The sequence below is a fragment of the Methylophilus sp. DW102 genome (assembly GCF_037076555.1).
Taxonomy (GTDB): Bacteria; Pseudomonadota; Gammaproteobacteria; order Burkholderiales; family Methylophilaceae; genus Methylophilus; species Methylophilus glucosoxydans.
This window is the reverse complement of record NZ_AP029023.1, coordinates 1,960,039-1,972,206: the sequence shown is the minus strand read 5'-3', so window position 1 is coordinate 1,972,206 and position 12,168 is coordinate 1,960,039. Positions and strand designations below refer to the sequence as shown.

The window sequence follows — 12,168 nt, the reverse complement described above, 5'->3', positions numbered from 1 at the left end:
TGTTTTATGGCTGAATTTTGGTTTTTATGGATCAGCCTTGTGGTTTTACCGCGAATCACTAGTTTTATTTCTAATTGCGCCTGCAACATCCAAAAAATGACGTTTTTGTGATTAAATAGGCACATTTTTGAGTTTGGGAAAATAATTATGGCACAACCTGTTTTCAAGCGCATATTACTCAAGTTATCAGGTGAAGCGCTGATGGGCGATGACGCATATGGCATTAATCGCGAAACAGTGACGGCTATTGTTGCGCAAGTCAAAGAAATCGTCAGTATGGGCGTACAGGTAGGCATAGTCATCGGCGGTGGCAATATTTTTCGCGGTGTTGCCCCTGCCGCAGAGGGTATGGACCGGGCAACTGCGGATTACATGGGTATGCTGGCCACGGTGATGAACGCGATGGCCTTGCAGGATGCCATGAAGCACGCAGGCTTGCCAGCACGTGTGCAGAGTGCATTGAATATTGAGGCGGTCGCTGAGCCTTATATCCGCGGTAAAGCCATTCGTTACCTGGAAGAAGGTAAGGTGGTGATTTTTGGCGCGGGTACTGGTAACCCGTTTTTTACCACGGACACGGCAGCTGCTTTGCGCGGCGTTGAGATTGATGCCGAAATTGTATTGAAGGCGACCAAGGTCGATGGCATTTACACGGCAGATCCGAAAAAAGATCCGACAGCGACCCGTTATGATATGGTGACCTACGACGAGGCGATCAATAAAAACCTCAAAGTGATGGATGCAACTGCATTTACGCTGTGCCGAGATCAGAAAATGCCGATTGCGGTATTCAGTATCTTTAAAGAAGGCGCGTTGAAGCGTGTCATTCTGGGTGAAAATGAAGGCACGCGCGTGATGGCTTAAGCCCCGCGCGTCGATTGGAGAATCAAATGGTTGAAGACATTAAAAAATCTGCCGAGCAGAAAATGCATAAATCGCTGGAGTCCCTGAAGGTGGATCTGGCAAAAATCCGTACTGGCCGTGCACACACCGGCTTGCTGGATCATGTGATGGTGGAGTACTACGGTTCTATGGTGGCAGTCAATCAGGTTGCGAATGTCAATTTGGGAGATGCACGTACCTTGAATGTGCAGCCTTACGAAAAAAACATGATTGCCAAAGTTGAAAAAGCGATTAGAGACTGTGATTTAGGGCTTAACCCTGCTACCAATGGTGATTTGATTCGCGTACCTATGCCAATGTTAACCGAAGAGCGTCGCCGCGACCTCGCCAAAATTGTGCGTCAGGAAGGCGAGGGCGCCAAAGTGGCGATCCGTAATGTGCGCCGTGATGCAAACGATGCGCTGAAAAAACTGATTAAAGACAAAGCTATTTCTGAAGATGATGAGCGCCGCGCACAAGATGAAGTGCAAAAAATGACAGACAAAGCCGTGGCGGAAGTCGATAAAATTCTGCAACAAAAAGAAGCGGACCTGATGGCTGTTTAACAGCCATTTGCGCGAACGGAAACTGTTTTGGGTTTTTTCTCCAGCTCTACCAAAGAAGTCCCGCCTGTTCAGGAAGTGCCCCAGCACGTCGCCGTCATTATGGATGGCAATGGGCGCTGGGCCAAAAAACGTTTTTTGCCCCGTGTCGCCGGGCATCAACGTGGCCTGGAATCTGTGCGCGCCATGGTCAAGGCCTGTGTCCGGCTGCAAATCAACTACCTCACCCTGTTTGCGTTTAGCAGTGAAAACTGGCGCCGCCCGCAGGAGGAAGTGACTTTTCTGATGAGCCTGTTTCTGGAGGCCCTGGACCGCGAAGTCAAGAAACTGCATGACGCCAATGTGATCCTGAAACTGATTGGTGATCGTAGTGCCTTTAACGCGGCATTACAGCAAAAAATGATCGAGGCCGAAGCAAAAACGGCTGCCAATACCGGATTGGTGTTGACGATTGCTGTCAATTACGGTGGGCGCTGGGATGTGGTCAATGCCATGAACCAGTTAATGCAGGCACGGCCCGACCTCAAGCAGATCGAGGAGTGTGATCTGCTGCCTTACCTTTCCATGCCATATGCGCCAGAGCCGGATTTGTTTATCCGCACCGGCGGTGAAACCCGTATCAGTAACTTTTTACTCTGGCAGTTGGCTTACACTGAATTGTACTTTACACCCACCTTGTGGCCCGATTTTGATGATGACGCCTTTGAAGCCGCACTCTCTTCATACCGTCAACGTGAACGCCGCTTTGGCCGCACCAGTGAGCAACTGGTTGATGGTAGCGACGCCTAGAGAGACTAAAAGCAAGGATATGCTAAAAACAAGAATTGTGACCGCGGTTGTCTTGCTGGGATTGTTTTTGCCAGCCTTATTTTTGCTGCCATTGCTGGCTTGGGCCCTGATTATGTTGGGATTGTCGCTGGTCTGCCTGCGTGAATGGTCTGGCTTTTTGCGGTTTAATCGTGTGCAAACCACGGTGTATCTGGCAATTTCTAGTCTGGCGGGCGTAGTCCTGTTGTTTGGCCTGCTTAACCTGGGCTTTCACTGGTTTTTTTATCAATCGTTACAGGTATTTGCACTTGCCAGCCTATTCTGGCTATTGATTGTGCCAGTGGCCTTGTACTTCAATACTTTTTTTAACAGTGCCTTTGTGAATGCATGGGTGGGTGCCGGACTGATGCTGTCGTTATGGATGGCGCTGGTTGTCGCAAAAGCGGTGAATCCCTATGTGCTGCTGGTGATTATTTCCACCATTTGGCTGGCTGACAGTGCGGCTTATTTTGCGGGTAAACAATTTGGTCGTCACAAACTGGCGCCGGCGATTAGTCCAGGCAAAACCTGGGAGGGCGTGCTTGGGGCGTTAATCGCCGTCACAGCCTATGCGGGGATTTTGTATGGCAGCGGCTGGGTGGCTACAGGCTGGATTTTCCCAGGCTTGTGGCTGGTGATGGTGGTGGGTATTTATGGCGATTTGTTTGAGTCATTTTTCAAGCGCCGAGCCAACCTCAAGGATAGTGGACAGTTTTTGCCTGGGCATGGCGGCTTGCTGGATCGGGTCGATGGCGTTGTGCCAGCGTTGCCGGTCGGGCTGTGCCTGCTGTTCTGGTTTCACTTCTGCGCGCAAGCTCATTCATTTTAAGAGGTTGATTTGCAATACGTCACCATACTAGGCAGCACTGGCACCATCGGTCAGCAGACGCTGGATGTGATTGCCCAGCATCCTGAGCGCTATGGCGTGTTCGCGCTGGCAGCACACAGTCGAGTTGACCTCATGTTGCAACAGTGTGCCCAATACCAGCCAAGATTTGCTGTGATGCAGGATGCGGAAGCCGCGCGACAACTAAAACAATGCCTGGCTGCCGAGCAACTGCCGGTGGAGGTATTGTCTGGCGTAGATGGCTTGAGTGAAGTCGCTGCGCATGAAGACGTCAGCATCGTGATGGCGGCCGTGGTTGGGGCTGCCGGATTGTTGCCTGCCTTGGCCGCGGCGCGTGCGGGTAAGAAAATCCTGCTGGCAAATAAAGAAACCCTGGTGATGGCTGGCCAATTGTTTATGGATGCCGTCAAGCAAGGTCAGGCCACTTTGTTGCCGATTGACAGCGAGCATAACGCGATCTTTCAGGCCATGCCGCGTCAGAGCTATCAAGCGCTGGCAGATGTCGGTGTGAATCAGATTATTCTCACCGCGTCAGGCGGCCCGTTCCGCGGGTATACACAGACACAATTGCAGGAAGTGACGCCTGCCTTGGCGCTCAAGCACCCGAACTGGGTGATGGGTGCAAAAATTACGATAGACTCCTCCACCTTGATGAACAAGGGGCTGGAAGTGATCGAGGCGCGCTGGTTGTTTGATGCGCGTCCAGATCAGATAGAAGTCGTTGTGCATCCACAAAGTGTGATTCATTCCATGGTCTCTTATGTGGATGGCAGCATTCTGGCGCAACTGGGTAATCCAGACATGCGTACGCCGATTGCCTATGGCTTGGGCTATCCAGACCGAATTGCCTCTGGGGTCAAACCCTTGAGTTTGATTGACGTCGCCAAGCTGGAGTTCGAGGCGCCTGATACGCAACGTTTCCCCTGTTTGCGTCTGGCTTATGAGGCCTTGGCTGCAGGTGGCACGGCGCCAGCAATCCTGAATGCCGCCAACGAAGTGACGGTCGCTGCCTTTTTGCAGGAAAAAATCCATTATCTGGATATTCCATGCCTGATAGAACGTACCTTGCAATCGCTGCCGGTCGAAACAGTCAGCTCGATTGAGCAATTGCTGGCGGTTGATCAGCAGGCCAGACAGTTTGTCGAGCATGCGCTGGCTGCGCAGGCGGTCAGCCCCTTGCGCAAGGTGGCGAGTGTATGACCTCGGTCTGGGCTTTTATTGTCGCCATAGGCGTGCTGGTGACTATCCATGAGTTTGGCCACTATTTGGCCGCCCGCAGTTGTGGCGTGCGTGTCCTGAAATTTTCCATCGGCTTCGGTCGGCCGATTTTCAAGTTTCAAGCCCATCCCCAGGCCACAGAATGGGTGCTTTCCTGGATTCCGCTCGGCGGCTACGTCAAAATGCTGGATAGCCGTGAAGCGATTGAAATGCCTTCTCGTCCTGATGTGGATTGGTCACAAGCCTTTGACCGCCAGGCCATTGCTGCCAAAATGTGGATCGTATTTGCCGGCCCGCTGGCCAATCTGCTCCTGGCATTCGTGTGCTACTGGGGATTGATTGCACAAGGGGAGACCGGCCTGAAGCCCTTGATTGGTCCGGTGGAGCCTGGGTCCTTGGCTGCGGCTGCCAAATTGCGCCAAGGCGACCTGATCGTATCGCTGGATGGTCAACCGGTGGCGACCTGGCAAGAGGTGCAGTGGCAAATGCTGGAGCAATGGATGGCACACCGTAGCCTGCGTGTCGTGACCAAAACCCCGCAAGGCGAGCTGCATCAGCATCAATTGCCGCTGCAACAGTTAGCGGGCGAGCCAGATGGCGAGGTGATGCAGAAAGTGGGATTGGCCGTATTGATGCCGACGGTGCCAGCAGTGATTGGCGAAGTCTTGCCTGGCTCGGTGGCTCAGCAAAGTGGCTTGCAGCCTGGGGATCGTATCCTCAAGGTGAATCAAAAGCCGATTGCAGACTGGCAGCAATTCGTCAAACTGGTCCGTGCGAGTCCCGAGCAAGCACTCAAGCTGGAATACCAGCGGGCTGAAAAGTCCTATGAAGTCAAACTGTTGCCAGAACTGACCCTGCAAGGCGGTCAGAAAATTGGCCGTCTGGGGGCGGCTGTGGATATGGCAGCGGTAGATTTGACGCCTTATCAAGTGGTCAGGCACTTTAGCCTGATGCAGGCGGCGGGCCGTGCATTGGAAAAAATGCAGGAGACCATTGCCTTCACCCTCAAAATGCTGGGAAAAATGGTCACGGGTCAGGCATCACTCAAGGCGATCAGTGGCCCGGTCAGTATTGCCGATGCAGCTGGTGAGTCGGCCGATATGGGCATTAAACCCTACATCGGCTTTATTGCTTTGCTCAGTATCAGTATTGCGGTCATGAATCTGCTACCGATTCCAGTATTGGATGGCGGTCATTTGTTGTATCATATGGCGGAGTTGATACGAGGAGAACCGTTACCTGAACGTGTGCTGGCGATTGGTCAGCGACTGGGTTTGGGTATATTGGGCGCGTTAATGTTAATTGCTTTTTTTAACGACATTAATCGCTACCTGATTGGTTGAAAGCATAGTTAATGAGAATAAAATCAAGTTCCAAATTGTGGTTGGGTTTGTTAGCTGGGGTGATGCATTTCAGCGCTTACGCCACAGAACCGTTTGTCATTTCAGATATCCGCGTTGAAGGTTTGCAACGCACCGAGGCTGGGACTGTATTTAACTACCTGCCCATGCAGGTGGGCGATGTCATGAGTGATGAAAAAGCTGCGCAAGCGATTAAATCCCTCTATGCCACTGGATTTTTCAAGGATGTGCGTATTGAAAATGAAGGCGATGTGCTGGTTGTCACCGTTCAGGAACGCCCCTCTATCTCACAAATTGATTTTAGCGGAAACAAATCGTTTCAAACGGACAAAATCAAAGAGGGCCTGAAGCAGATCGGCATTGCCGAAGGGCAGATTTTTGATAAAGCCCAGTTAGATCGCGCCGAACAGGAAATCAAGCGCCAGTATCTGTCACAAGGCAAGTACAGCGCAGAGGTCAAAGCCACGGCAAGTCCCCTTGAGCGTAACCGCGTCGCCATCCGCTTTGAGATTACCGAAGGCCCTGCAGCCAAAATCCGCGATATCAATATCGTGGGTAATCATTTGTTTACCACGCAGGATTTGCGTGCAAACTTTCAACTGACGACCCCAAACTGGATGAGCTGGTGGAACAAGGATGACCAGTATTCCAAGCAAAAGCTGACGGCGGACCTGGAAGCCTTACGTTCGTTTTACATGAACCAGGGCTATCTGGAGTTTGCGATTGATTCCACCCAAGTTTCCATTTCGCCAGACAAGCGGGACGTGTATATCACCATCAATATCACCGAGGGTGATAAATACAATATCAGCAAAACCAAGCTGGCTGGCGAGACATTGCTGCCAGAAGACGATCTGCGCAAACTGATTAATATTCAGGATGGCGAAGTATTCAATCGCCAAAAAGTCACCGACGCCAGCAAAAACATCAATGACAAGCTGGGCGAAGAAGGCTATGCCTTTGCTAATGTCAACGCTGTGCCCGAGATCAACAAGCAAGAGCATACTGTTGCATTTACCTTCTTTGTTGATCCCGGCCGTAAAGTTTATGTCAGACGGATTAACGTACAAGGGAACACACGTACGCGTGACGCGGTGGTCAGACGCGAGATGCGTCAACTGGAGTCTGCCTGGTATGCAGGCGATAAAATCAAGCGTTCAAAAGAGCGTATCCAGCGCTTGAACTTCTTTGACACGGTCGAGCTGGAGACGCCTTCTGTCCCTGGCATCAATGATCAGGTCGATATGAACGTGACGGTTGCAGAAAAGGCCACCGGTAGTGTCCAGTTCGGTGCTGGTTTGTCCAGTAGCAGTGGCGTGATTCTGGGCTTCAACGTCAACCAGCCGAACTTCCTCGGCACCGGTAACCGTGTCGCGTTGGTGGTTAATACCAGTAACTACAATAAAACCTACTCGTTATCCTATACCAACCCATACTTCACCCCAGACGGGATCAGTCGTGGTTTTGATATTTACCGGCGTGACGTCAACACTGGTAATACCAATAGTAGTTTGTTAAATGTGGGTACCTATAGCAGCCGTTCTTATGGCGTGGGTGTTAACTTTGGTATGCCGCTGTCAGAAAGGGACTTTGTCAATGCCGGGCTGACGCTAGACTTTACCAATGTCAGCTTGAGTAGCAGCAGTCCGATCCAATACATTAACTTCTGCGGTAATACCAGTGGCTGTGACAGCAACTCCTTAGTGGCCAATGCCAGCTGGACCTTTGACTCCAGGGACAGCATTCTTTTCCCGCATCGCGGTGTGTTACAAAGACTCTCTGGCGAGGTCAGTGTGCCGGGGCTCAATCTGCAGTATTACAAAACCACTTACCAGCATGCCTGGTATAAAGAGTTAAATGATAACTTTACCTTCATGCTAAACGGGCAAGTTGGCTATGCGAACAGTTATGGTGGTAAAAACTATCCTTTCTTTAAAAACTTTTATCTGGGTGGTGTAAACAGTGTCCGCGGTTTTGTGAACTCTTCATTAGGCCCTAGAGGTATAAACCCAACGTCAGGTTCAACCTATGCGCTGGGCGGCACCAAAGAGGTTTTAGGCAATGCGGAATTGTTTATGCCAGTGCCGTTCGTCACCCAGTCTAGTCAGTTCCGTCTGAGTGTGTTCTTGGATGCGGGGGGAGTTTACGGGCAAGATGATCCGATTAACTCGGAATATTTGCGTTTCTCAACCGGTGCAGGCGTGACCTGGGTGTCGCCATTTGGACCGTTGAAATTGGTACTGGCCAAGCCTTTGAATAGTAAAAGTTATGACAACACACAAGTGCTGCAATTCCAGTTTGGACAGCAGTTCTAACGCATGCAGTGTCAAATCACTCATCATGCTGGCGCGGAAAGGAGGACTCTCATGAGAAGCATCTGGTTTAGCGTGCTAGCGATTGTATTGTGTTGTGCTCATGCACAAGCCGCCGATTATTACAAAGTCGGGTATGTACAGGTGGACAAGCTTCTGCAAGAGGCACCGCAAACCGCCGAGACGGGTAAAAAGCTTGAAAAAGAGTTTAGTCCGCGCTCACTCGAGCTTGATAAGCTGCAAAAACAGATTCGTGAGTTGGAAACGCAGCTCGATCATGATCGTTCAAACCTGACTGAGTCAGATCGCCGCCTGAAAGAGCGTCAATTGAACAATTCACGCCTTGAATTTCAGAGCAAGCAGCGTGAATTGCGTGAAGATATTAATTTGCGCAAAAATGAAGAGCTGGCCTTGTTGCAAGAACGCATCAATAAAGCGGTTCAGACCGTGGCTGAGAACGAAGGCTATGATCTAGTCGCCTACAGTGGAGTTGCTTATGCCAGCAAGCGTATTGATATCACGGATAAAGTGCTGAAATTGCTAGGTAAAAAATAGAGATTTTGCCTGGCTTTGGGCTCTCCGCTGCTCAGTCATGTTGTTTTCGAGTTATTTTTCTAAAGTTGTTTTCTAGGGTTGTTTTTTATGGCGCAACACTATACATTACAAGAGATTGTTGCGTCTCTGGGCGGTGAGCTATGGCTAGGCGAGCAGTCACAACATGCGAGCGCTCTGACCGTGTCTCGCATGGCTTCCTTGTCGCAGGCGCAGCCAGGCAGCATTGCTTTTTTTAACGATACCAAATACACACAATCCTTACAGGCCACCCAGGCATCTGCCATCATTTTACGGCCTGAGCATCAGCATTTAACGGCACTGCCGTGTATTCTGACGGATAATCCTTATGTCTACTTCGCAAGGCTGTCCGCGCTATTGAATCCGCCGCGTACTTACCAAAACCAGATTCATGCAACCGCCGTGCTTGGGAAAGGAGTACAGCATGGGTCCGAGTTAACCGTTGAGGCGCAGGTCTATATTGGGGACCGCGTTGTTCTGGGCGAAGGGGTCAGAATTGGTGCCGGTTGCGTGATCGAAGACGATGTAAGCATTGGTGCGCATACCGTACTGGAACCGCGTGTGGTGGTCAAACATGGCAGCCAGATTGGCAGCCATTGCCATTTGTTTTCTGGCTGTATTATTGGAAATGATGGCTTTGGTTACGCAGAAGCGCAGGGCGAATGGGTTAAAATACCGCAGATAGGCCGGGTAGTGATCGGAAATCACGTGGATATCGGTGCAAATACCACAGTCGATCGCGGTGCTTTGGATGACACGGTCATTGCAGACGGTGTGAAGTTGGACAATTTAATACAGGTCGCCCATAATGTCCGCATTGGCGCGCATACGGTGATTGCTGGCTGCGTGGGCATCGCAGGAAGTGCAGTGATCGGTGAACATTGCAAAATCGGTGGCGCGGCCATGATTTTGGGCCATCTGCAGATTGCAGATGGTGTCACCATCTCGCCTGGTTCCATGATTATGCGCTCTATCCAGCAGGCAGGCACTTATACGGCGCTCATGCCATTCCAAAAACATGCAGACTGGTTGCGGACCGCGGCCAATATCCGGCATCTGGAACAATATCAGCTCAAGCTAAAGCAGCTTGAGCAAGCAATTAGCAATATACAGAGACATTCAAAAGATTGAGAGAGACTATGGCTGAGAACCCAATGAATAGCATGGATATTCATGAGATACTAGAACATTTACCGCACCGTTATCCGTTTGTGCTGGTTGACCGCGTACTGTCTATGGAGTTGGGTAAAGAGATCACCGCCGTCAAAAACGTTTCGGTCAACGAGCCTTATTTTCCAGGCCATTTTCCATACCACCCTGTGATGCCGGGCGTGTTGATTGTTGAGGCCATGGCACAGGCGGCAGCCATCCTGTCATTTAAAACGATGGGTACCAAGCCGACCAATGACTCCGTATATTATTTTGCTGGCATAGACAATGTGCGCTTTAAAAAGCCGGTGTCCCCAGGTGATCAGATCGTGCTCAATGTCAAAATTGACCGTATCCTGAAGGGTATCTGGAAATATGTCGCCGTGGCCAAAGTAGGAGACGAAGTGGTGGCCGAGGCCAACATGATGTGTATCCTGAAAGCCATTGAAAAATAACGATATGATACTGCGCTCATGAGGGCGTAGCAGGCGAAACATGCAAAGTTTGATTCATCCTACCGCAATTATTGATCCCAAAGCCGAGCTGGATAGCTCGGTCGAAGTGGGCGCGTATAGTACCATAGGTGCGGGTGTCCGTATTGATGCGGGTACCAAAATCGCCTCACATGTGGTGATTGAAGGCCCCACCACCATTGGTAAGCATAACGAGATTTTTCAATTCTCATCGCTAGGGGCAAAGCCACAAGACAAAAAATTCAAGGATGAGCCTACGCTGCTTGAAATCGGTGATCACAATGTCATCCGTGAGTTTTGTACCTTTAATCGTGGCACGGTTCAGGACAAAGGCACGACCAAAATCGGCAGCCATAACTGGATTATGGCTTATGTACATATTGCCCATGATTGCATCGTTGGCAACCATACCATCATGGCGAATAACTCCTCGCTGGCAGGGCATGTCACTATTTATGATCATGCCATTCTTGGCGGCTTTACCTTAATCCACCAATATTGCCAGATCGGTGAGCATATTATTACTGCGGTTGGGTCTGTGGTGTTCAAGGATATTCCGCCCTATGTGACGGCAGCGGGGTATGACGCGCAGCCGCATGGGATTAATGCCGAGGGCCTCAAGCGTAGAGGCTTTAATGCTGAGACCATACAGCAAATCAAGCGTGCCTATAAAGTGCTTTATCGTCAAGGCTTGTCGTTAGAAGAAGCAAAAGCGGCCTTGGCTGACATGGAAACATCCTGCCCGGAAATTGGCTTGATGACCCGTTTTCTCGCGCAGACCACGCGCGGCATTGTCCGTTAATTCACACACATTATGGCTAAGATTGCAATGGTGGCGGGAGAGGCCTCCGGAGACTTGCTGGGCTATCACTTGATTCAGGAGCTGAAAGCAGCGCAACCTGACGTCGAGATTTTTGGCATTGCGGGTCCTAAAATGATGAGCCTGGGTGCCAAATCCTTATTTCCGATCGAACGTTTATCGGTACGTGGCTATCTTGAAGTGCTCAAGCATCTGTGGGGCCTGCTCAAGTTACGCCGCCAGTTGTACAAGCAGATTCTCACTGAAAAGCCCGATGTATTCATCGGTATTGATGCCCCAGACTTTAACTTTTGGCTGGAGCGTAAGCTCAAAGCCAAGGGCATCGCGACTGTGCATTATGTCAGCCCCTCTATCTGGGCGTGGCGTAAAAACCGGATTCACAAAATCAAGCGGGCGGTTTCACATATGCTGGCCTTGTTTCCGTTTGAACCTGCGCTTTACCAGCAGGTCGGCGTGCCTGTCACCTATATTGGACATCCTCTGGCGGATGCGCTACCGATGGAGCCGCCTGTTGAGCAAGCCCGCGAGAAACTCAAACTCAAAAAAGACACGGTGGTGATTGCCATGCTACCAGGTAGCCGCCAGTCCGAGGTGACGTTTCATGCAGAACTTGTCCTGGAAACTGCGATTGTATTTGATCGCCTGATGCGTGAAAACGGCCAGCAAGCACAGTTTCTGGTGCCATTGGTGACGCGTGAAACCCGTGATATTTTTACCAGTGCCTGGCACCAGTTATTAACGCAAAAACCTGAGACCAGCATAGATCTGCAAATCATGTTTGGCCACGCACATGATGCGATGACAGCCGCAGATGCGGTGCTGGTCGCCTCAGGCACAGCAACACTGGAAGCTGCGTTGCTCAAGAAGCCGATGGTCATTACCTACAAGATGTCTAATATGAGCTGGCAATTGCTTAAACGCATGCGTCTGCAGCCTTATGTTGGCTTGCCTAACATCCTGGCTGGTGAGTTTATTGTGCCTGAATTGCTGCAGGATGACGCGACTCCGGAGCGCATTGCGCAAACACTCTACAATCTGCTGGCTGATAAAGTTGGCTTGAGTGCGCTACAAGAAAAGTATCGCCATATTCACGCGCAGCTCAAGCAAAACAGCGCGCAAAAAGCGGCGGCTGTAATTAGACAATTTCTACAGGCTTAACTGCG

General features: G+C 50.6%; 12 protein-coding genes. All 12 read left to right on the top strand.

All coding sequences use genetic code 11. From position 1 onward, the window contains the following. Positions 1-147: 147 nt before the first annotated feature. The 12 genes from pyrH to lpxB all read left to right on the top strand — a co-directional run bounded on the left by pyrH (position 148) and on the right by lpxB (position 12,163). Entirely contained in the window at positions 148-864 is a 717-nt protein-coding gene (gene pyrH, locus AACH41_RS09135) for a UMP kinase (protein WP_194748107.1), read from the top strand. A 26-nt stretch (positions 865-890) separates the two neighbouring features. Next, positions 891-1,448, top strand: coding sequence for a ribosome recycling factor (frr, locus tag AACH41_RS09130; RefSeq protein WP_275355714.1), 558 nt, complete (start codon positions 891-893; stop codon positions 1,446-1,448). 27 nt (positions 1,449-1,475) lie between these two features. Beyond that, positions 1,476-2,234 (top strand): polyprenyl diphosphate synthase, encoded by a 759-nt coding sequence (uppS, locus tag AACH41_RS09125; protein ID WP_338654650.1) that lies wholly within the window; start codon positions 1,476-1,478, stop codon positions 2,232-2,234. Between the two features lie 19 nt (positions 2,235-2,253). Further along, complete coding sequence (locus AACH41_RS09120; RefSeq protein ID WP_338654648.1) at positions 2,254-3,081, top strand: phosphatidate cytidylyltransferase; 828 nt, start codon at positions 2,254-2,256, stop codon at positions 3,079-3,081. Between the two features lie 9 nt (positions 3,082-3,090). Further along, on the top strand, positions 3,091-4,299 hold the full coding sequence (gene ispC / locus AACH41_RS09115; RefSeq protein ID WP_338654646.1) for a 1-deoxy-D-xylulose-5-phosphate reductoisomerase: 1,209 nt from the start codon (positions 3,091-3,093) through the stop codon (positions 4,297-4,299). Next, a complete protein-coding gene (gene rseP, locus AACH41_RS09110; protein WP_338654644.1) occupies positions 4,296-5,660 on the top strand; it encodes an RIP metalloprotease RseP in 1,365 nt (454 codons plus the stop codon). The genes ispC and rseP overlap by 4 nt, the downstream gene beginning before the upstream one ends. 62 nt (positions 5,661-5,722) lie before the next feature. Then, a complete protein-coding gene (gene bamA / locus AACH41_RS09105) occupies positions 5,723-7,993 on the top strand; it encodes an outer membrane protein assembly factor BamA (protein WP_194748462.1) in 2,271 nt (756 codons plus the stop codon). 51 nt (positions 7,994-8,044) lie between these two features. Beyond that, positions 8,045-8,545 (top strand): OmpH family outer membrane protein, encoded by a 501-nt coding sequence (locus AACH41_RS09100; RefSeq protein ID WP_275355704.1) that lies wholly within the window; start codon positions 8,045-8,047, stop codon positions 8,543-8,545. Between the two features lie 87 nt (positions 8,546-8,632). Then, positions 8,633-9,694, top strand: coding sequence for a UDP-3-O-(3-hydroxymyristoyl)glucosamine N-acyltransferase (lpxD, locus tag AACH41_RS09095; protein WP_338654638.1), 1,062 nt, complete (start codon positions 8,633-8,635; stop codon positions 9,692-9,694). Between the two features lie 8 nt (positions 9,695-9,702). Further along, the gene (fabZ, locus tag AACH41_RS09090; protein WP_194748091.1) at positions 9,703-10,167 is read left to right on the top strand and encodes a 3-hydroxyacyl-ACP dehydratase FabZ; all 465 of its coding nucleotides are present in this window, start codon (positions 9,703-9,705) and stop codon (positions 10,165-10,167) included. 40 nt (positions 10,168-10,207) lie between these two features. Further along, positions 10,208-10,987 carry an acyl-ACP--UDP-N-acetylglucosamine O-acyltransferase gene (gene lpxA, locus AACH41_RS09085; protein WP_338654634.1) on the top strand — a complete coding sequence of 260 codons (780 nt, stop codon included), beginning with the start codon at positions 10,208-10,210 and terminating at the stop codon, positions 10,985-10,987. 12 nt (positions 10,988-10,999) lie between these two features. Beyond that, the gene (gene lpxB, locus AACH41_RS09080; protein ID WP_194748087.1) at positions 11,000-12,163 is read left to right on the top strand and encodes a lipid-A-disaccharide synthase; all 1,164 of its coding nucleotides are present in this window, start codon (positions 11,000-11,002) and stop codon (positions 12,161-12,163) included. Positions 12,164-12,168 lie beyond the last annotated feature (5 nt).

Coding starts and splice junctions, on each gene's coding strand:
- pyrH (WP_194748107.1), top strand. CDS start 148: ATGGCACAACCTGTTTTCAAGCGCATATTACTCAAGTTATCAGGTGAA.
- frr (WP_275355714.1), top strand. CDS start 891: ATGGTTGAAGACATTAAAAAATCTGCCGAGCAGAAAATGCATAAATCG.
- AACH41_RS09120 (WP_338654648.1), top strand. CDS start 2,254: ATGCTAAAAACAAGAATTGTGACCGCGGTTGTCTTGCTGGGATTGTTT.
- rseP (WP_338654644.1), top strand. CDS start 4,296: ATGACCTCGGTCTGGGCTTTTATTGTCGCCATAGGCGTGCTGGTGACT.
- bamA (WP_194748462.1), top strand. CDS start 5,723: ATGCATTTCAGCGCTTACGCCACAGAACCGTTTGTCATTTCAGATATC.
- AACH41_RS09100 (WP_275355704.1), top strand. CDS start 8,045: ATGAGAAGCATCTGGTTTAGCGTGCTAGCGATTGTATTGTGTTGTGCT.
- lpxD (WP_338654638.1), top strand. CDS start 8,633: ATGGCGCAACACTATACATTACAAGAGATTGTTGCGTCTCTGGGCGGT.
- fabZ (WP_194748091.1), top strand. CDS start 9,703: ATGGCTGAGAACCCAATGAATAGCATGGATATTCATGAGATACTAGAA.
- lpxA (WP_338654634.1), top strand. CDS start 10,208: ATGCAAAGTTTGATTCATCCTACCGCAATTATTGATCCCAAAGCCGAG.
- lpxB (WP_194748087.1), top strand. CDS start 11,000: ATGGCTAAGATTGCAATGGTGGCGGGAGAGGCCTCCGGAGACTTGCTG.